The organism is Kitasatospora sp. NPDC056783, assembly GCF_042789895.1.
In the GTDB taxonomy this organism is placed as follows: Bacteria; Actinomycetota; Actinomycetes; order Streptomycetales; family Streptomycetaceae; genus Kitasatospora.
In genome coordinates this window covers 1-18,976 of the sequence record NZ_JBHUAF010000145.1, presented here as the reverse complement: position 1 = coordinate 18,976, position 18,976 = coordinate 1, and the positions used below count along the sequence as shown (strand labels likewise).

16 protein-coding genes are annotated in these 18,976 nt (G+C 73.7%); 6 read left to right on the top strand and 10 right to left on the bottom strand.

Annotated features, from left to right (window positions below; all coding sequences use genetic code 11):
- Window positions 1-125: 125 nt before the first annotated feature.
- On the bottom strand, window positions 126-1,475 hold the full coding sequence (locus tag ACFRMQ_RS21200; RefSeq protein WP_380732062.1) for a dicarboxylate/amino acid:cation symporter: 1,350 nt from the start codon (window positions 1,473-1,475) through the stop codon (window positions 126-128).
- Window positions 1,476-1,931: 456 nt separating this feature from the next.
- On the opposite strand from ACFRMQ_RS21200, the gene ACFRMQ_RS21195 reads away from it, so the two are divergent.
- Entirely contained in the window at window positions 1,932-3,140 is a 1,209-nt protein-coding gene (locus ACFRMQ_RS21195) for an MFS transporter (RefSeq protein WP_380732061.1), read from the top strand.
- Between the two features lie 203 nt (window positions 3,141-3,343).
- Here the strand turns inward: ACFRMQ_RS21195 and ACFRMQ_RS21190 are convergent, their stop codons facing one another.
- From ACFRMQ_RS21190 to ACFRMQ_RS21175, 4 genes are all read right to left on the bottom strand, one after another.
- Window positions 3,344-4,480 (bottom strand): LacI family DNA-binding transcriptional regulator, encoded by a 1,137-nt coding sequence (locus tag ACFRMQ_RS21190; RefSeq protein ID WP_380732060.1) that lies wholly within the window; start codon window positions 4,478-4,480, stop codon window positions 3,344-3,346.
- A 35-nt stretch (window positions 4,481-4,515) separates the two neighbouring features.
- Window positions 4,516-4,860, bottom strand: a complete 345-nt coding sequence (locus ACFRMQ_RS21185; protein ID WP_380732059.1) for a DUF4229 domain-containing protein — start codon at window positions 4,858-4,860, stop codon at window positions 4,516-4,518.
- A gap of 151 nt (window positions 4,861-5,011) precedes the next feature.
- A complete protein-coding gene (locus ACFRMQ_RS21180) occupies window positions 5,012-5,539 on the bottom strand; it encodes a GNAT family N-acetyltransferase (protein WP_380732058.1) in 528 nt (175 codons plus the stop codon).
- Between the two features lie 110 nt (window positions 5,540-5,649).
- Window positions 5,650-6,975: an MFS transporter gene (locus tag ACFRMQ_RS21175; RefSeq protein WP_380732057.1), complete on the bottom strand. Its 1,326-nt coding sequence runs from the start codon at window positions 6,973-6,975 to the stop codon at window positions 5,650-5,652.
- Between the two features lie 150 nt (window positions 6,976-7,125).
- Here ACFRMQ_RS21175 and ACFRMQ_RS21170 point away from each other — a divergent pair, with 150 nt between their 5' ends.
- Window positions 7,126-8,103 (top strand): GlxA family transcriptional regulator, encoded by a 978-nt coding sequence (locus ACFRMQ_RS21170; protein WP_380732056.1) that lies wholly within the window; start codon window positions 7,126-7,128, stop codon window positions 8,101-8,103.
- A gap of 485 nt (window positions 8,104-8,588) precedes the next feature.
- Here the strand turns inward: ACFRMQ_RS21170 and ACFRMQ_RS21165 are convergent, their stop codons facing one another.
- The gene (locus ACFRMQ_RS21165) at window positions 8,589-9,083 is read right to left on the bottom strand and encodes an ATP-binding protein (protein ID WP_380732055.1); all 495 of its coding nucleotides are present in this window, start codon (window positions 9,081-9,083) and stop codon (window positions 8,589-8,591) included.
- A gap of 616 nt (window positions 9,084-9,699) precedes the next feature.
- On the opposite strand from ACFRMQ_RS21165, the gene ACFRMQ_RS21160 reads away from it, so the two are divergent.
- Both ACFRMQ_RS21160 and ACFRMQ_RS21155 read left to right on the top strand, forming a co-directional pair.
- Window positions 9,700-10,341, top strand: a complete 642-nt coding sequence (locus tag ACFRMQ_RS21160) for a sigma-70 family RNA polymerase sigma factor (protein ID WP_380732054.1) — start codon at window positions 9,700-9,702, stop codon at window positions 10,339-10,341.
- Complete coding sequence (locus tag ACFRMQ_RS21155) at window positions 10,338-11,522, top strand: zf-HC2 domain-containing protein (RefSeq protein ID WP_380732052.1); 1,185 nt, start codon at window positions 10,338-10,340, stop codon at window positions 11,520-11,522. The genes ACFRMQ_RS21160 and ACFRMQ_RS21155 overlap by 4 nt, the downstream gene beginning before the upstream one ends.
- 90 nt (window positions 11,523-11,612) lie before the next feature.
- Here ACFRMQ_RS21155 and purU read toward each other — a convergent pair whose 3' ends face one another.
- Together purU and ACFRMQ_RS21145 are read right to left on the bottom strand one after the other, a co-directional pair.
- Window positions 11,613-12,479 carry a formyltetrahydrofolate deformylase gene (gene purU / locus ACFRMQ_RS21150; protein ID WP_380732051.1) on the bottom strand — a complete coding sequence of 289 codons (867 nt, stop codon included), beginning with the start codon at window positions 12,477-12,479 and terminating at the stop codon, window positions 11,613-11,615.
- 110 nt (window positions 12,480-12,589) lie between these two features.
- The gene (locus tag ACFRMQ_RS21145) at window positions 12,590-13,105 is read right to left on the bottom strand and encodes a hypothetical protein (RefSeq protein ID WP_380732050.1); all 516 of its coding nucleotides are present in this window, start codon (window positions 13,103-13,105) and stop codon (window positions 12,590-12,592) included.
- A 174-nt stretch (window positions 13,106-13,279) separates the two neighbouring features.
- Between ACFRMQ_RS21145 and ACFRMQ_RS21140 the strand changes: the two genes are divergently transcribed.
- Entirely contained in the window at window positions 13,280-14,584 is a 1,305-nt protein-coding gene (locus tag ACFRMQ_RS21140) for an ABC transporter substrate-binding protein (RefSeq protein ID WP_380732049.1), read from the top strand.
- 54 nt (window positions 14,585-14,638) lie between these two features.
- On the opposite strand, the gene ACFRMQ_RS21135 is transcribed toward ACFRMQ_RS21140, so the two are convergent.
- Together ACFRMQ_RS21135 and ACFRMQ_RS21130 are read right to left on the bottom strand one after the other, a co-directional pair.
- Window positions 14,639-15,874: a hypothetical protein gene (locus tag ACFRMQ_RS21135; protein ID WP_380732048.1), complete on the bottom strand. Its 1,236-nt coding sequence runs from the start codon at window positions 15,872-15,874 to the stop codon at window positions 14,639-14,641.
- 241 nt (window positions 15,875-16,115) lie between these two features.
- On the bottom strand, window positions 16,116-17,492 hold the full coding sequence (locus ACFRMQ_RS21130) for a transcriptional regulator (RefSeq protein ID WP_380732047.1): 1,377 nt from the start codon (window positions 17,490-17,492) through the stop codon (window positions 16,116-16,118).
- Window positions 17,493-17,798: 306 nt separating this feature from the next.
- Here ACFRMQ_RS21130 and ACFRMQ_RS21125 point away from each other — a divergent pair, with 306 nt between their 5' ends.
- Complete coding sequence (locus ACFRMQ_RS21125; protein ID WP_380732046.1) at window positions 17,799-18,518, top strand: bifunctional DNA primase/polymerase; 720 nt, start codon at window positions 17,799-17,801, stop codon at window positions 18,516-18,518.
- Window positions 18,519-18,976 lie beyond the last annotated feature (458 nt).

The following is an 18,976-nucleotide window of genomic DNA, read 5'->3' as shown; positions in this document are numbered from 1 at the left end:
GGGCCCTCTCCCGGCACCGGGAGAGGGCCCTTTCCCTCTTGTCGGTCGAACGTCCCCTCAAACGTCCGACCGGACATCCGAACGGCCTCGGCACACGTCGGCGCGCCTCAGGCCTCGGACGAACCTCAGGCCGTGGCCGCGGCCGCCCCGCCCTGCCCCGCGGTGACGACGGCCGGCTTGGCGTCCTCCTCGTACAGGTCACCGGACGGGTTGTTGTACGCGGCGACGTCCAGGATCTTCTCCCGGGCGGCGACCACGATCGGCACGACGACCTGGCCGGCGACGTTGGTCGCGGTGCGCATCATGTCCAGGATCGGGTCGATGGCGAGCAGCAGGCCGACGCCCTCCAGCGGCAGGCCCAGGGTGGAGAGGGTCAGCGTCAGCATGATGATCGCGCCGGTGAGGCCCGCGGTGGCGGCCGAGCCGACCACCGAGACGAAGGCGATCAGGATGTAGTCCTTGATCCCCAGCTCGATGTTGAAGACCTGGGCGACGAAGATCGCGGCGACGGCCGGGTAGATCGAGGCGCAGCCGTCCATCTTGGTGGTGGCGCCGAACGGCACGGAGAAGGACGCGTACTCGCTCGGGACGCCGAGGCGCTCGGTGACGCGGCGGGTGACCGGCAGGGTGCCGACCGAGGAGCGGGAGACGAAGGCCAGCTGGATGGCGGGCCAGGCGCCCTTGAAGAAGTGCAGCGGGTTGAGCCCGGCGGCGAAGCGCAGCACCAGCGAGTAGACGACGAACAGCACCAGCGCGCAGCCGAGGTAGATGTCCAGGGTCAGCGTGGCGAAGGGCTTGAGCAGGTCCCAGCCGTACTTGGCGACGGACTTGCCGATCAGGCCGAGGGTGCCGAGCGGGGAGAGCCGGATGACCCACCACAGGGCGGTCTGGGTCAGCTCCAGCACGGACTCGCTGAGCTTGAGGATCGGCTCGGCCTTGGCGCCGAGCTTGATGACCGCCGCGCCGACCACGACCGCCAGGAAGACGATCTGGAGCACGTTCACCTTGGCGAACGAGTCGACGATGTTGGTCGGGAAGATCCCGGTCAGGAAGTCGATCCAGGTGCCCTTGGAGTCGAGCGCCTTGAGGCCCTCGGTCTTCAGGTTGGTGCCCTCGCCCGGGTTGGTCAGCAGGCCCAGGCCGATGCCGATGCCGACCGAGATCAGCGAGGTGATCATGAACCAGAGCAGCGTGCGGGTGGCCAGGCGGGCCGCGTTGGTGACGTTGCGCAGGTTGGCGACGCTCACCACGATCGCGGTGAACACCAGCGGCGGGACGGCGACCTTGAGCAGCTGGACGAAGATCTTGCCGATCGTCTCCAGGGTGGTGGCCAGCCAGGAGATGTCGGCGGCGCGGGCCAGGTAGCCGAGGCCGACGCCGAACACGAGGCCGGCGACGATCTGCACCCAGAAGGGTGTCTTGCGGATGCGGGTGAGCACGGACGGCGACGAGGTCGCCTCGGGCGCTGTGGACATGGGGGAGCTTCTCCGGGGGAGGGCGTTGCTGACGGTGAGGTGTGGAGCGGAGGAGGCGGCACAGCGCGGGGCCGGACGGGAGAGGCCGGCCCCCGGTTAGGGGCGTGCCGCCGCGGTACAGCTCATGGCGCGACAACGGCGCGGGCGGTCCACAGCACCGGTCGGAGCACACGGGCGGGCGGCGCCGGGCAGCGGGCCCGGGCCGTGCGTCCGCAGTGCGTCCGAGGCTGTCATGGCCGATACGTTAGCAGTAAAGGTTTGAGATGTTCAAAGGACTTGTTTGAGGTTACGCAGAGTTCCCACCCTCCCCGGACTCATCACCGGGCATGACTCCGGACACGAACGAAGCTGACACACCATCAGATCGCCATATGAGTCCGATTGACCGCTCAGCAGTTATACGTATAACCTCGGCGACGTCCTCGCCCACGCCTGCCCACCCCGGAGAAGACGCCGATGGGCTACCTCGCCCTGCTCCGCGCCCCGCACGTCACCCGCCTCCTGCTCGGCACCCTGCTCGGCCGCCTGCCCGCCGGCATGACCGCCCTGGTGATCGCCCTCGCCCTGCGCGACGCCGGAGTGCCGTACGGCCGGGTCGGACTGGCCACCTCCGCCTACGCGATCGCCGCCGCCGTCGGCGGGCCGGTGCTCGGACGGATCGTGGACCGCACCGGACAACCGCGCGTCCTGCTCGCCTCCGCCGTGGTCGCCGGCGGCGGGTACGCGCTGCTCGCCCTCGACCCCGGCTCCGCGATCGGCGCGCCGGTCGGCGCCGCGATCGCCGGGCTCGCCATGCCCCCGCTGGAACCCTGCCTGCGCTCGCTCTGGCCGGACGTGGTCGAGGAGGAACAGCTGGACACCGCGTACGCCTTCGACTCCGCCTCCCAGCAGACCCTCTACGTCGCCGGGCCGCTGGCCGTCGCCGCCATCTCCGGACTGTTCAGCCCGGTCGCCGCGCTCTGGGTGGCCGCCGGACTCGGCCTGGCCGGCACACTGATCGTGGCCACCACCGGCCCCGCCCGGACCTGGCGCGCCCCGGTACGGGAGAAGTCCGCCGGACTGCTCGGCCCGCTGCGCTCCCCCGGCCTGGTGCTGCTGCTGGTCGGACTGGGCGGCGCCGGCTGGGCGGTCGGCGCCCAGAACGTGCTGTTCATCGCCTACGCCGAGCGGCACGCCGACGCGCTGCCGGGCGGCGGAGGCGCCCTGCTGGCACTCGCGGCGCTCAGCGGCCTGCTCGGCGCGCTCGCCTACGGCGCGGTCAAGTGGCGGCAGAGCACCGCCACCCGCACCTGGGTGATGGCCCTCGTGATGGCCGCCACCTACCTGCCGCTGGTCACCCTGCCCGGGCCGTACCCGATGGCTGCGCTGGCCTTCCTCTCCGGGATCATGCTGGCCCCGCTGCTGGCGGCGGCGTTCGTGCTGGTCGCCGAACTGGCGCCGACCGGCACCGTCACCGAGGCCTTCGCCTGGCTGGTGACACTGTTCGCCACCGGCAACTCGCTCGGCTACGCCGTCTCCGGCAAGCTCGCCGAGGGCTCGCTGCGCCCGGTGGCGCTGTGCGCGGTGGGCGGGATCGCGCTCGGCGGACTGCTGCTGCTCGGCGCCCGGCGCTGGTTCCACCCGGCACCGGCCACCCCGGCAGCGCAACCCGTCCCGGTGGGCTGACCCACCTCCACGAGCCGTCGGCGGTCAGGGTTGCCGAGTTGACGGTCTTGGTGGCGTTGGGGGTGGTGAAGTCGGGGAACCTGAGGACGACCTTGACGGTCGCGGTGGTCCCCGGGGTGAGGTCGAGGAGCTTGATGTCGGCCGCGTCGATCAGTAACGGAGCGTGATCCATCCGCTCCGATCGCAGCCGCAGCCGCGAACGCCTATGCCGACGCCGGAGTCGGCGCCGTGGAGGAGCGCAGCACCAGCGAGGTCGGCAGCGGCTCGACCGGCGCCACCCGCTCCCCGCGCAGCAGTGCCGCCAGCGCGGCCGCACCCACCCGGCCCAGCTCCTCGCCGGGCAGGTCGACGGTGGTCAGCGGCGGGGCGAGCAACGCGGCCACCGCGACGTTGTCCATGCCGACCACGGACAGGTCCTCCGGCACCCGCAACCCCAGCTCGGCGGCGGCCTGGTAGACCCCGGAGGCGACCACGTCGTCGTCGCAGATCACCGCGCGCGGCCGGTCCGGCCGGTCCAGCAGCCGGCCCGCCACGGCCCGTGCGGCCCGGTGGCCGTCGTTCAGGCTGACGCCCAACTCCACGACGTCCAGGTCGAGTTCGCGGACAGCCTGCTCGAAGGCGGCCTGCCGGACCCGGAAGGTGTACGCGGCATGGCTGGAGCGCAGCCGGCCGATACGGCGGTGGCCGAGCGCGGCCAGGTGCTCGACCGCGGCGCGCATCCCGCCGGCCACGTCGAGCTCCACGGTCGGCCGTGCCCGGTCGGTGCCGGGGTCGGCGTCCAGGAAGACGGCGGGGGTGTCGGCGGGCAGCTCGCCGAGCTGGCTGTCGTCCGGGGAGCAGATCAGCAGGCCGTCGAAGCGGCCGGCGGTGGCGGCCCCGGCGAGGGTGTCACGGCCCCAGCCGGAACTGACCACGACGGACAGGCCGTTGCGGCCGGCCTCCTCGTGGACGCCCTCCAACACCCGGCCGAAGAACGGGCCCTGGAGGTTCGGCACGGCCAGCAGGATCATCCCGCTGCGGCCCAGGCGCAGCTGCCGGCCGGCCGCCTGCGGGCGGTAGCCGAGGCTGTCGGCGGCTTCCCGGACACGCTGCCGGGTGGCCTCGGAGACGCGTCGGCCCGCCTCGGCGCCGGAGAAGACCAGGGAGACGGTGGCCTGGGAGACCCCGGCGAGCCGGGCCACGTCCCGCCCGGTGGGCCGCCGGACGGGAGCCGGCCAGGTGCCGCGCGCCTCCTCGGTGGACGACGGCCCGGACGACGGTCCGGAAGCCGGCCCGGACGACGGCTCGGGCGACGGCTCGCAGGGCGGCTCGGGCGGCACGGAGTCTCGGATGACGGGCACGACGACTGTGCTCGGGGCGGGGCCGGGACCGGGGGTCAGCTCTGACCGGCGGTCGCCGCGCGGGCGGCGTCGTCGGCGGCGTCCTCCTCCGCGTTCTGCGCCGCGATCCGCTCGGCGGTGCGGCTGCGCAGCCCGGCGACCTTACCGCTGACCTGGGCGGACATCGCGTCGCGCTGCTTGCTCAGCAGCGCGTAGCTGAGCGGCGCGGAGGCGACCGCGGCCAACAGGAACAGGAAGATCATGCCGGCCTCGCCGCTCACCGGGATGACCTGGAAGTGTCCGAGCAGCAGGGCCACCAGCAGGCAACCGAGGAAGATGCTGACCCGCATGGAGGTGTAGCGGAGCGTGGCGTGCGACTTCTCCGGGCCGTTGCTGGTCACTGGACACTTCCTTCTTCATGGCGCGGACGAGGGCGGGTCCTCCAGTCAAGCATGCCTGACGGGCGGCGCGGGGCACGGGGCACCCGTCCGGCCCGCGACGACCCGTCCGGCCCGCTCCCCGCTCCCGGAGCCGGCCCGCGCGGGGCGGGAGTCAGCGGAGATCGAGCCACATGGTGATGTCGTCGCGGTCGTCCCCGGGGGCGACCCGGATCGCCGCCGGCACCCGGCCGACCTCGCGGTAGCCGCTGCGGGCGTAGAAGCGCTCCAGGCCCAGCCCGCCGCGCGCGGTGAGCCGCAGCGACTCCAGGCCCCATTCGCGGGCCACCCGCTCGGCCTCGGTGAGGAGTTGCGCGCCGTAGCCGCGGCCCTGGAAGTCCGGGTGCACCATGACCCGCTTGAGCATCCGCCAGTGCTCCATGAGGTCGAAGCGCATCGACTCGAAGAACAACACGCCGACCAGTCGGCCCGTCCCGCTCTCGTGCGCGACCAGCAGCCGGTCCGGGCCGGTCGGCTCGACTCCGGCGAACTGGCGGTCGGCGGTGTTCCAGACCTCCTCCTCGGTGACCGGTGCCACGAAGCCGACCGCCCCGCCGGCGTTCGTGACGTCGGTCCAGAGCCGGACGACGGCCGTCCGCAGGTCCGGGTCGAGCTTCGGGTCCAGGGTGAAGGTGAGGGTCATGGGGCGGAGCCTAGACCTCCGGTACGACAGTCCCACCAGGAGGTCCCGCACGACCCCATTGCCCAGCAACCCCACAACCCGCGGCCCCGCCTCGCCCCTCGCCCGGAGCGTCACGAAAGCGCCGGCACCGCCCCGTCACTGCGATCACCGCGGCCGGTGCGCAGTGCCAGGCAGAGCCCGACCGCGACCATGCACAGCGCTCCGGCGCCGTACCAGGTCAGGTCGTAGTTGCCGAGCGCGTCACGGGCCAGGCCGGCCAGCCCGGCGACGACGGCCGCGCCGATCTGGTGGGCGGCGAGCACCCAGCCGAAGACGATCGGGGCGTCGTCGCCGAAGTGCCGGCGGCACAGCGCGACGGTCGGCGGCACGGTGGCCACCCAGTCCAGGCCGTAGAAGATCACGAAGGCCAGGATCGGCGGCTGGAGCGATCCGGCCAGCAGCTGCGGCAGCAGGAGCAGGGACAGTCCGCGCAGCCCGTAGTAGACGGTCAGCAGCAGCCGGGAGTCGACCCGGTCGGTGAGCCAGCCGCTGAAGACCGTGCCGAGCACGTCGAACACACCGATCAGGGCGAGCAGGCTCGCGGCGGTGGTGACCGGCATGCCGTGGTCGTGCGCGGCCGGGATGAAGTGGGTGCCGACCAGGCCGGCCGTGGTGGCGCCGCAGATCGCGAAGGAGCCGGCCAGCAGCCAGAACGCCCGGCTGCGGGCGGCGTCGCGCAGCACCCGCAGCGAACGGGCCAGGGCGCGGCCACCGGCGGCCGGCGCGGGAGGGGCCTCGGTCGCGCCGTACGGGAGCAGGCCGAGGTCGGCGGGCCGCTCGCGCATCAGCAGCAGGACCGGGACGGCGACGGCGCTGGCGGCGAGCGAGACCACGACCACGGCCGAACGCCAGCCGTGCTGCTCGACCAGCCAGGCGCCGACCGGCAGGAAGACCAGGTTGCCCGCTGCTCCGGCGGCGGTCAGCACCCCGGTGACCAGGCCCTGGCGGGCCTGGAACCAGCGGCCGGTGATGGTGGTGGCGAAGGCGCCGGCCATCGATCCGCTGCCGAGGCCGACCAGCACGCCCCAGCAGAGCACCAGTTGCCAGGGCTCGCGCATCAGCATGGTCAGCCCGGAGCCGACCGAGATGGTCAGCAGGGCGCAGACCACCACCAGCCGGACCCCGAAACGGTCCATCAGGGCGGCGGCGAAGGGTGCGGTGAGGCCGTAGAGGGTCAGGTTGACGGAGGTGGCGCTGGAGATCGTCCCGAGCGACCAGCCGAACTCGTTGTGCAGGGCGTCCATCATCAGGCTCGGCGTGGAGCGGAAGCCGGCCGAGCCGAGCAGGACGAGCAGGGAGACGGCGGCCACCACCCAGGCGTAGTGCACCCGGGGGCGCCGGGCCGGGGCGGGTGGTTCGGTGTGGGAGATGGGGGCGAGGGCGCTGCGTTCGGTCACCCTGACGAGTGTTCCGGGGCACCCGGAAGCTGACGAGTGGCCCGAATGACAGCTTTCGCAAGAATCGGGCCACCCGTCCGCAGTACCCTGGCCCGGGCCGGGCGGCCGTCACCGGGACGGCCGCTCCCACCGGCGCCCGAGGGGGACGGCATGGCACACCTGGTCGCGGTACTCGCCCTGGAGGGCGTGATCGCCTTCGAACTCGGCATCCCCGCCCGCATCTTCGGCGGCGCCAGGGACTCGGCCGGCCGGCCGCTGTACGAGGTGGCCACCTGCACCCTGGACGGCGGGCCGGTCACCACCAGCGCGGACTTCCGGGTGCTGGTCGACCACGGGCCCGAACTGCTGGAGCGGGCCGACACGGTGCTGATCCCGGCCTCCGCCGACTCCAGCCCGGCCGTCGCCGACGCCTGTTTCACCCCGGCGCTGGCCGCCGCACTGAGCCGGATCCGGCCCGGCACCCGGCTGATGTCGATCTGCACCGGCTCCTTCATCCTGGCCGCCGCCGGCCTGCTGGACGGCCGCCCGGCCACCACCCACTGGCGCTACACCGAGCGCTTCGCCCAGCTGTTCCCCCGGGTGCTACTGGACCCGGACGTGCTCTACACCGACGACGGCGACGTCCTCACCTCCGGCGGGGTGGCCGCCGGGGTGGACCTGTGCCTGCACGTGGTGCGCCGTGACCACGGCAGCGCGGTGGCCAACACGGTGGCCCGCAACTGCCTGGTGCCACCGTGGCGCGAGGGCGGCCAGAAGCAGTACGTGGAGGCCCCGAGCCCGGCGGAATCCGGCGTCGGCGGCACCGCCGAGGTGCGCGCCTGGGCGCTGGAGCACCTGGACGGGCCGCTGGCACTGCGGCAGCTCGCCGACCGGGCGGGGATGAGCGTACGGACCTTCACCCGGCGCTTCCGCGAGGAGACCGGCGCCAGCCCCGGGCAGTGGATCACCACCCAGCGCACCGAGCGGGCCCGGCAGTTGCTGGAGCGGACCGATCTGACCATCGACCAGGTCGCCCGGGAGTCCGGTTTCGGCACCGCGGCCTCGCTGAGGCTGCGACTGCGCGGCCGGCTGGACGTCGCGCCCAGCGCCTACCGGCGCACCTTCCGTTCCGTCACCGAGAGCCGGTGAAACCGCGAAACCCGCGAAACCCGAGAACCCGCGAAACCCCGATCCGCCGGTGGCCGAAACCCGTCGTCTCCCGGCGTCGCATTGGATGGCGGCAGGCCGTGCGCACCCCGAGCGCACCACGGCAAGCCGCCATCCAACCGCGGCGCGCGAGCCCTGAACCCGCGCCGCGCCCTCCGCACTCGCCGAGGAGCGGGCCTCGACCGGCCGCCGACGGCCCCCCTCGCTGGCACGAATTCCCTGGACAGCAACACCGCGGCGGTGGACGGACGTCCCCTCGGCGTCCCCTCGCGACGGAGCGCCGCACCCAAGCGTGATCAGTCGGATACGTCACGTCAATGGGTAGTCCGAAATTCGGAATGGTTGCGTCACCTTTCGGCCGGTGATCAGAGCCCGTGATCAGAGCCCGTGATCGGCGCCGCCCGAAGGCCGCTCCACGGCCGCCCCAGAGCTGCCCAACAGCCGCCCCACGGCCGCCGCGAAAGCCGCTATTGCGCCAAAGCCGCCCAGTCCACATCGGCCAGCGGATCGGCCGGGCGGGCATCGCCACCGATCTCGCACCAGACCCGTTTGCCGTCGCCCTCCGGGTACCAGCCCCAGCGTTCGCAGAGCAGCTCGACCAGCTCCAGGCCCCGCCCGTTGGTCGCGTCCTCGTCCGCTCCCGCGTGCCGCGGGGCCGGGGCGGCCCGGCTCGCGTCGGCGACCTCGACCCTCAGCAGCGGGGCGGGCGGACCGCCGCCCGCCGGACCGCCGCCCCCTCCCGGTCCGTCGGCCACCGGCAGGCAGAGCCGCAGCACGGCCGGACAACCGGTGTGCACCACGGCGTTGGTCACCAGCTCCGAGACCACCAGCACCACCGTCTCGGCCATCGGCGCGTCCGGGTCCACCCCGTGGTTCAGCAGCCGCGAGCGCACCCACCGGCGGGCCCGGCCGACCTCGGCGGGGTCAGCCTGCACCGCCAGCTGTACCTGAAGAACCTGCACCGCTCCACCACCCGCACTCGCAGTTCGGCCTGAGTCCCGGTCGGGCCGGCTCAGCCGGCCGGCGGACCCTCGCGCGTCGCCCGGCGCCACCCGGGCCGTCCGTCGCCCGCGCCCACTCGGCCGCGCCGTCTCGTCGGTCGGGCACCGGCCGCGACACGAATACGCCTCAGGATGGGCGGGGCGGCGGACCACAGCAAGCGCTTCGGGCATATTCCGGCGATCGGGGGACAGCGCAGTGCATACTGTCCCGCTCACTCGGGCGAGCCTCGTACCGGCGCTCGGCCGACCCGGGCCGGCCTGCCGGTCCGCAGTCGGGAACCTACCGTCAGGCGCCCCCGGTGCCCCGCCCGCCACTCGCGGACCACCCGTGCGACATGTGTCCGACGGCCCTCGTGCGGCGGCACCGGCGAACCGTCCCGCCGAGCGGCCGTCGCACCGACCGGCCGTCCCGCCGTCCGACGATCCGATCCCGGGCGCCCGCGCAGGCCGTCCCGTACCGGTGGGGACGACGATCCGCGCCGGACGGTTCCGCTCTTGCCGCAATCGCCCCCGGCGCCGCCCGGCCGCAAGATACCGTTGGGTACGCCAGCGAACCCGGGCAGAAGGGTGGTTCCCGATGGCCACCCCGGAGCAGAACCCGTGCTGGGACGAGCAGTTGCAGCGCCGCCTCGCCCGCGGCGAGGAGACGGCGCTCGGCGAACTCTACGACCGGCTCGCGCCGATGGTGCACGGCCTGGCCGGTCGAATACTGGCCGACCAGGCGGCCGCCGGCCAGCTCACTCGGGAGGTCTTCGCCCATGTCTGGGAGCACCCGGAGGAGTTCGACCCCGCCCGGGGCACGCTGCGCTCCTGGCTGGGCGCGCTGACCCACCGCCGCGCGGTCGAGCGGCTGCGGGCGCGGCGCGCCGCCGAACACGGGCCGGACGGCGACAGCGGGCCCGCCGAGGCGGAGATCCGCGCCGTGGCCACCGCCGCGCGGATGCGGTTCGTGGTCGACTCCCTGCCCCAACCCCTGCGTGAGACCATCGCCGTGACCTACTACGACGGCCGCACCTACCCGGAGACGGCCCGGCTGCTCGGCATCGACGAGCAGGCCGCCAAGCAGCGGATGCGGCTGGGTCTGGAGCTGCTGGCCACCGAACTGGCCGAGGAGCGCGCCCGCCAGGACGACGGAACCGGGCACGGGTCCGCGTCCGGGGACGGGTCCTGGAACGGAACCCGGGACGGCGCCGGGAACGGGAGGAGCGGGGAGACGTGAGCAGCACCGAGGAGCGGCACGACGCCCTGCGCTCACTGCTCGGCGCCTGGGCCCTCGGCGCCTGCCCGCCCGGCGAGGCCGCCGAGTTGGAGCAGCACCTGCGCGAGTGCCGGGAGTGCGCCGAGGAGGGGGCCCGGCTGCGCGAGGCGGCCGGCTGGCTCTCCCACGACGAGCCGCTGGACCAGCCCTGCTCGCTGCGCCGGCAGGTGCTCGACTGGTGCCTGACCCGCCGGCCCGCCGAACTGCCCGTCCCCGCCTGGGGCATGCCGTACACGGCGGAGACCGCCAAGCTCGACGCGCTGCTGCGCGACCTCGGGCCGGAGGAGTGGCAGGAGGTGGTCGAACTGCCGTGGCACGGCGGCACCGCGTGGCTGCGCCCGGCCGAGGTGCTCGGCCGGCTGACGGCCGTGGACGGCTTCCTGGCACTCGCCCTCGGCCTGCCCGATCCGGTGCCGGCCGCTCCTGGCCTGCCCGCCGCACCGGCCGCGCGGCGGGTGCCGCCGCAGGAGCCGGCCGCCAGGCCGGCCGTGCCGCGCGTCCCGCCGCAGGGCGGTCCGTACACCGCGATCACCACGCGCACCGCCCGGCTGCTCGCCGACCAGGACGGACTGCCACCGCAGTCGGTGCGCTCCCGCTGGCGGCAGCAGGCCCACGACCTGGTGCGCGGCGCCGCGCTGGTCCCGCAGGGGAACACCCCGGTGGACTACGGCTTCACGGTGCTGCCGCTGCGCGACGCCTTCGTGGACCGCGCCTTCGAGTGCTTCGTGCACGGCGAGGACGTGGCCCGGGCGGTCGCCTACCCGTACGATCCGCCGGCGACCCAGCACCTGCGGCAGATGGTGGAGTTGGTGGTCCGGCTGCTCCCCCGGGCGCTGGCCGGGCAGCGCGCGGTCCGCCCCGAGCACGCCGGGGCACCGGGTGCGCCGGAAGGCGGGGTCCGGACCGCCCGGCGGGTGCGGCTGGTGGTCGACGGCCCGGCGGGCGGCGAGTGGCTGATCACCCTGGACGAGGGTGAGGGCGGCGGCGCCGATCCGGTGGCCTCGATGGTGCTGGACGGCCTGGAGCTGTGCCAGCTGGCCGCCGCGCACCGCGACCCGGACCGGCTGCCGGTCGGCGAGCACGGCGACCGGGCCGCGGTCCGCGAGGTGCTGCACGCGCTCCCGCTGCTCTCCCGGCCGTAAGGCCGAACGACCACCGGGCCGTGCGACCACCAAACCGTACGACCACCGGCCTGGAAATCCGGAGGGCCGAACCCCGGAAGCCCCGCGGCCTCAGGCGAAGACGACCGTCCGGGTCCCGTCCAGCAGCACCCGGTGCTCGCTGTGCCACTTCACCGCGCGGGCCAGCGCCTGGCACTCGACGTCCCGGCCGAGCGCGACCAGCTGGTCCGGGCTGACGTCGTGGGTGACCCGGGCCACCTCCTGCTCGATGATCGGGCCCTCGTCCAGGTCCGCGGTGACGTAGTGCGCGGTGGCGCCGATCAGCTTCACGCCGCGCGCGTGCGCCTGGTGGTACGGCTTGGCGCCCTTGAAGCTCGGCAGGAAGGAGTGGTGGATGTTGATCACGCGGCCGGACAGCTCGACGCACAGCCGGTCGGAGAGCACCTGCATGTAGCGGGCCAGCACGACCAGCTCGACCTCCTCCGCGGCGACCAGGTCGAGCAGCCGCCGCTCGGCCTCGTCCTTGGTGTCCTTGGTCACCGGGATGTGGTGGAACGGGACGCCGTAGCTCTCGGTCAGGTCCTGGAGGTCGGTGTGGTTGGAGACCACCGCGGCGATCTCCACCGGCAGCGCGCCGATCCGGGTGCGGTACAGCAGGTCGTTCAGGCAGTGCCCGAACTTGCTGACCATGAGGACGATCCGCATCCGCTGCTCGGTCGGGTGGATCTGCCAGTCCATCCCGAAGGAGGCGCCGATCGCGGCGAAGCTGGCCCGCAGCTTGTCGGCGGTGACCGGCTCGGGGGCGGAGAAGTGCACCCGCATGAAGAAGAGTCCGCTGTCCCCGTCCCCGAACTGCTGGCTGTCGATGATGTTGCAGCCGGTCATGAAGAGGTAACTGGAGACAGCGTGGACGATGCCCTGCTTGTCGGGGCAGGACAGCGTGAGGACGTACTGGGCGCCGGCCGGCTGCTGTTCCACTGGGGGTATCCCGTTCTGAGGTCGTGACGTGGGCGGACGGTCCAGCGTGTCACATCCCGGACATCCTCCGCCCCGCTGACCGTACTGCGGGACGGAGGGTGTCCGGCCGGTCATGCCTGGGTGAGGATGCGCAGCACGTCCAGCGACTTGGGTGCCGCGTCCGGGTCCTCCCCGTCGCCCGCGGCCAGCGCGACGTGCGCCTCGCGGGCGGCCCGGACGGTCTCCGGCCAGCCGGGGTGGCCGAGGTAGGCGGAGGCCGGGGCGTCCGCGCCGACCTCGTGCAGCATCTGCACGGCCCGCAGCACCGCGACGTCCACCAGCGTGGCCTCGGCGGAGTCGCGGAAGATCGTGCCGACGTACTTCTCGGCCGACCAGTGGTCCAGCCAGGTGTCCTCGACCAGTCGGTAGACTGCGTCGGTCACGTCCCCGTAGCCCTCCCGGCCGATCAGCCAGGTCTCCTGCTGGAAACCGGGGTCGGACAGCATGTGCAGCGCCGAGCGCAGTCGGGCTCGCCAGCGCCACCAGGGCAGGTCGTTGAGCGGCATGCCGCCCATCGTGCTGGAGCGGTGGCCCGGACGGGAGGCGTTTCGCGCGGACCGGTGCGAAGAATCTGTGCTGGCGGACATGGTGAACGATCGTACGTTCCCCGTCTGTTCGCGCTCCACTCCCGATCTACACGCGTACCGCCCCGGATTTCGGCCTCCGTTCGTCGCCCGTTCGCACTTCGGCCCTCTCTGCTTGCGGCGCCGGGGCTTGGCTTGCTCCGGTGCGCCGGAGGGCGCCCCAGAGAGGGAAGACCGATGACCAGCCGAAGGGACTCGTTCCAGGACGCCCGTCCCCCGATCGTGCGACGCCGCCGCCGTCGCCCGATCGCAGCCGCCGCGACCACCGCGGTCCTGCTCCCCACCCTCTTCTCGGCCTCCGCGTGCGGCGGATCGGCCGATGCTTCGACCAGCGGCACCGAACTGACCGTGATGACCTGGGCCCCGTCCGGCACCGGCTCGGCCGACCGCCCGGGCATGACGGCGCTCGCCTCCGCCATCGGCCAGGACGTCAACGGCAACGGCGGACTGAACGGCCACCGGCTGCGAGTGATCACCTGCAACGAGCACAACACCGCGGACGGTGCCCGCGCCTGTGCCCAGCAGGCGGTCGACGCCAAGGTGACCGCGGTGATCGGCTCCTACAGCCAGTGGGGCGAGGCGTTCATGCCGGTGCTGGAGCGCGCCGGCATCCCGCTGATCGGCGGCTACGGGCTCTCCCAGCCGGAGTTCGCCAGCCCGCTGTCCTACCCGGTGGACGGCGGCCTGCCGGCGCTGGTCGCGGGCAACGGCCGCCAGCTGGTGGACGCCGGCTGCAAGACCGTCGCCCTGGTCCGCCCGGACACCCCGGCCGGCGACAACCTGCTCGGCTACCTGGGCACCGCGCTGCGGCCCGCCGGGGTCAAGCTGACGGACATCAAGGCGCCCGAGCAGTCCTCCGACTACTCCCCGGTGGCCCGCAAGGCGATCGGCAAGGACGAGCCGGGCAACTGCATCACCAGCGCCCTGGCCTCCGAGCCGACCGGCAACCTGCTGGACTCCTACCGGCGGCTGGCCCCGAAGAACACCCGGATCGCCTCGGTGATCGGCAGCGTCCAGCAGTCGGTGGTGGACTCCACCGGCGGCGACTCCGGCCCGTTGAACGGCGCCTACGTCACCAGCTGGTACCCGCCGGAGTCGGCGAAGATCTGGGACGGGCTGCGCGCGGTGGTGCGCACCGACACCACCGGCGGGCACACCATCGACGTCTCCGACCCGGGCGTGGGGACGACCTGGGTCGCGTACGAGGTGTTCCGGACGGTGGTGCAGAAGCTGACGGAGCGCGGCAAGCCGGTCACGCCGAACACGGTCTCCTCGCTGCTGGACAGCGGCGAGGGCATCGACACCGGGATCACCCCGACGCTGAACTGGGGCACCACCAACATGCTGCCGAGCAGCGGCTCGCCCCGGCTGGTGAACACCTGGGTCACCTACCAGGTGGTCAAGAACGGCCGGATGACCTTGCAGCAGCCCGGCTTCGTGGACGTCCGCTGGGTGCTCACCGGGGGCCGCCCACCGGCCTGACGCGAACCCGCCCGGGTCAAGGGGGGCGGGCCCGGTGGCCCGTCCCCTCGTCGCTCACAGGTCGCCGTCGCTCCGGCTGGGCAGCCCGCTCTGGGTGGCGATCGCGTTCCAGAGCGTGGCGGCCTGCTTCTTCGCGGTGGTCGCGGTGCCGCTGGCCTGCACGGCGTTCTTGTAGTGCTGGTTGTCCTGCTTCTTCGCGTCGCAGGAGCCCTGGGCGTCCTGCGCCCAGGCCGCGTACTCGTCGTCGGCCTGGGCCGAGGCCGTCCAGGCCGCGTTGAGCTGCTCGACCAGCTGCTGGCCGCCGGACAGCTTGTCCGTCTTCAGCTGGCCCAGCTTGCTCTGGAGCTCGCGGCGCTTGCCGGCCGCGGCGGTCAGCGCCTGCTGGGACTCGGGCAGCTTGTCGCACTTCTGCACCGAGGCGACCGCGGAGACCACCGAGCTGCGGCTGTCGCTCGCGGTGCCCAGCAGGTCGGACAGCGGCTGCGCCTGGGCCTTGACGTCCGGGTCGACGGCCGCGCCCGAACCGCTCGCGCTCGCCGTGCCGGAAGTGCCGGGAGTACCGGTGGCGCCGGTGGGGGCGGAGCTCACGGCGGCCACCGGGGTGGTCTTGTTGCCGCCCTTGGGATCGTCCCCACCGGTCAGCAGGACGGCGGCCACGATGCCGGCCACCGCGAAGCCCGCCACCACACCGCCGATGATCAGCTTGTTGGAGCGGCGTTCGCCCTGACCCGGGCCGCCCGCCTGGGTCGTGTCGAAACCCCGGCCGATGCTCTGGCCGTAGTCCTGCCCCGGGCCGGCGCCCGGCCCGTAGCCCTGGCCGTGGTCCTGCCCATAGCCCTGGTCCTGCCCGTAGCCCTGGCCGTAGTCCGGCGCCGGGTAGGCCGGCTGCGGCTGCGCGGCCGGCGGATAGGCCTGGTAGCCGGGCGCGGGCTGCGCCTGCGGGTAACCGGGCTGGGCCTGCTGCGCGGCCGGGTAGCCCGCCGCCTGCGGATCGCCGACCGGGTACGGCGGCAGGTGCTGGGTCTCCGGGGCCGGATCGTGCTGCGGGACGCCGTACCCGGGCTGGGGCGCGCCCCACGGGGCCTGCTGTACGGGCATCGCCTGGGTCGGCAGCGCGTGCGCGCCCTCACCGAGGTACTCCGGCTGCCCGGACGGCTGGCCCACCGGCGGCACGGCCGAGTGGCCCTGCGGCTGCCCGGACGGCTGCCCCTGGGGGTGGCCGGGCTCGGGGCGGAACAGGTCGTCCAGGTTGAAGTCACCGGAGTTCGGGTACGAGCGGCGCTGACTCAACGCGATTCCTCACCTGTGCAGGACCGCGCACTGACGGCGGACCACATCTCGTCGGTTCTTGGGAGCATCACAGTTCCTTGGACGTCGCGCCCACGCTACCGGTTCGCCTCACCGGGTGACCACGCGGGCGGGACAACCGTCACGCTCCCTGCACAGACGGTCCGCGGCCGCCACCGGCCCCGACCGCCGCGGGTCCGACCGCCGCCGCGGCCCGGACCACCTGGGGCCCGGGCCGCTCCGCTCAGGCCGCCTCGGCGTCCGCCCGGGCGTGGAACTCCCGGACCACCCGCTGCTCCCGGTACGGCTCCAGCCGGCGCCGGAACTCGTCCAGGTACTCCACGCCCCGGTTGGAGCGCAGACCGCTCAGCAGCCGGACCGCCTGGGTGCCCGTCTCGCAGGCGCGTTCCAGGTCCCGCTGCTGGAGCTGGGCGGTGGCCAGCAGGACGAGGTCCACCGCTCGGCGCCGCACCCTGGTCGGCGGGTGCAGGTCGAGCGCCCGGCGCGCGTAGTGCTCGGCCTGGCCGGCCTGCTCCAGGTCCCGGTGGCAGTGGGCCAGTTCGTCCGCGAGGTAGGCGTCGTCGAAGTGGGCGATCCAGTCCGGGTCGTCCTCCGGGCGGCGCTTCTCCATCATCGCCAGCGCCCTGGCCGACACCGCCTCGCAGGAGCGGGCGTCACCGAGCAGGGCGTGGCCGCGGGCCTCGGCGGCGTAGAACATCGCCATCGCCGTCGGAGTGGCCACCGACCGGGCGCCCTCCTGTGCGGCGCGGGCGAGTTGGGCGATCTCCCGGGGGTTGCCGAGGGTGGCCGCCAGGTGGCTCATCGAGGCGGCCAGCACGTACCCGCCGTAGCCGCGGTCGTCGGCGGCCTGGGCGAGCCGCAGCGCCTGGATGTAGTAGCGCTGGGCGAGCCCCGGCTGCCCGGTGTCCACCGCCATGTAGCCGGCCAGTTCCGTCAACCTGGCCACCGCGGCGAAGAGTTGGCGCCCGGTCTCCTCCCGGTAAGCGCCGCCGAGCAGGCCGGAGACCACCGAGTTGAGGTAGTGCACCACCACCGGGCGCACATGGCCGCTGCCGAAGCGGTGGTCCAGGTCGACCAGCATCACGGTGGTCGCCTTGATCGCGGCCACGTCGGTCGGACCGACCCGGGGGCCACCGGCCCGCGCCACCACCGGGTCCGGCGGGGTGATCAGCCAGTCCCGGCTGGGCTCCACCAGGGCGGAGGCGGCGACCGTCGCCCCGGTCAGGAAGTCCCGCCGGCCGACGTCGCTGCGCCACAGCTCGCAGACCTGCTCCAGCGCGGCACCGATGGTCGGCGCGAACTGGAGCCCGATGCCGGAGCTCAGGTTCTTGCCGTCCGCCATGCCGATCTCCTCGACCGACACGCTGCGGCCGAGCTTGCGGCCCAGGGCCTCGGCGATCACGGCCGGTGCCTGCCCGCGCGGCTGCTGCCCGCGCAGCCAGCGGGCGACGGAGGTCTTGTCGTACCGAAGGTCGAGCCCGTGCTCGGCCCCGCAGAGGTTGACCCTGCGGGCCAGGCCGGCGTTGGAGCAACTGGCCTCCTGGATCAGTTGCTGCAGACGCTCGTTGGGCTGTCGTGCGACGAGTGGTCTCGCGGCCATTGGGCTTCGCCTCCCCACACCCTCCGGTCCCGGCCGGCGGGCGACGATTCTGCTGATCTGTTGCCGACTGTCCGACCATCAAAGGAATCTGACACAAGGTTAGCGATCAGCAACGCCAGCGGGATACCCACGGTGACGAACCGCACCCCCCTTGCGCCCCGGGAAATGCTCCCGTGCGCCCCCACTGCGCCTGCCCTCGGGCCCTTCAACTCGGTCGACTAACCGGAACGGGTGACATCACCGGGATGCACCCAACCGGGCGCCCCCGGGCCGTAACCAGCCTCACACACGGTAGTTGAGCACCCCGTGGAAGACATCCGCGATGTTTCGGGCCAGGGCGAGAAGGCCGCTCCGCCCGCACTGCTCACCGAAGCCGCCGGCTACGCCGAGAACCGGCACTGGGAGGTGGCCCCCGGCGCCTGGCTGGTCGACGACGCCGGAGCCGTCCGCTGCTCCTGCGACGACCCGCACTGCCCCCTGCCGGGGGCCCATCCGCTGGACGCGGACTGGACGCGCAGGGCGAGCGCCGGGCCCGGGGCGGTGCGGAGCTGGTGGGCCGAGCGGCCGCGGGCGTCGATCCTGCTGCCCACCGGGCGCTCGTTCGACGTCCTGGACGTCCCGGAGACGGCCGGCTGCCTGGCACTCGCCCGGATGGAGCGGATGGACCTCCAGCTCGGCCCGGTGGCGGTCCAGCCCGCCGCGCCCGGACGGGTCGGACGGCGGCTGCACTTCCTGGTGCTGCCCGGCGCCGCGGCCCGGCTCCCGGAGATGCTGCGCCGGCTCGGCCGCCCGCCCGGCCGGCTGGACCTGGTGGCCCGCGGCGAGGGCGACTGGACGGTCGCGCCGCCCTCCCGGATCGGCTCCCTGGGGTACGCCCAGTGGGCCCGCACCCCCACCGCGCTCAACCGCTGGCTGCCGGACGCCGCCGAGCTGATCGGCCCGCTGGTCTACGCCTGCGCCCGCGAGGCGCCCCCGCGCTGGGCGACCCGGGCCGCCGAGGCCGCCCACCCGGCCCCGGTGGGCTGACCCGGGCCGGCTCCGGCACACTCCGGTCGACTCCGGTCGACTCCGGTCGACTTCGGCCCGCTCCGGCCCGGCTCCGGCCGGTCGGAGCCGGGCCCCACGAACGGCCGCCCTCCGCCGATCGGGTGAGGGCGTGCACCGCGCGACACCACGCGCCCGAGTGACGGGCCTTGTCTCCCACCGGAGACGGGGCCCGTCATACGCGTGTCCGGATAAGGCTTCCGTGTACCCGCTGGTCAGGCGTGAAAGCCCCTCGTACGAGTGACGGCACTCAAGGATTGCCATGATCGGCCGAGGGGAGGAATTGCGGTGTGTGGGGACGCCGGAAGGGGCGCTCGGACGGGGAAGCCGGGCGGCGGCGGTGGAGGGGAAGCGGGAGGGGCGGAGGGCCGGGAGAGGCGGAGGTCAGACGGGCCACCGGCTGTTCGCCCGGTGGCGCGACAGGATCGTGGCGATGGCGA

Bases quoted from the DNA above. Each gene is read 5' to 3' on its own strand.
- ACFRMQ_RS21195 (WP_380732061.1), top strand. From the start codon at position 1,932: ATGGGCTACCTCGCCCTGCTCCGCGCCCCGCACGTCACCCGCCTCCTG.
- ACFRMQ_RS21170 (WP_380732056.1), top strand. From the start codon at position 7,126: ATGGCACACCTGGTCGCGGTACTCGCCCTGGAGGGCGTGATCGCCTTC.
- ACFRMQ_RS21160 (WP_380732054.1), top strand. From the start codon at position 9,700: ATGGCCACCCCGGAGCAGAACCCGTGCTGGGACGAGCAGTTGCAGCGC.
- ACFRMQ_RS21145 (WP_380732050.1), bottom strand. From the start codon at position 13,105: ATGTCCGCCAGCACAGATTCTTCGCACCGGTCCGCGCGAAACGCCTCC.
- ACFRMQ_RS21200 (WP_380732062.1), bottom strand. From the start codon at position 1,475: ATGTCCACAGCGCCCGAGGCGACCTCGTCGCCGTCCGTGCTCACCCGC.
- ACFRMQ_RS21130 (WP_380732047.1), bottom strand. From the start codon at position 17,492: ATGGCCGCGAGACCACTCGTCGCACGACAGCCCAACGAGCGTCTGCAG.
- ACFRMQ_RS21180 (WP_380732058.1), bottom strand. From the start codon at position 5,539: ATGACCCTCACCTTCACCCTGGACCCGAAGCTCGACCCGGACCTGCGG.
- ACFRMQ_RS21140 (WP_380732049.1), top strand. From the start codon at position 13,280: ATGACCAGCCGAAGGGACTCGTTCCAGGACGCCCGTCCCCCGATCGTG.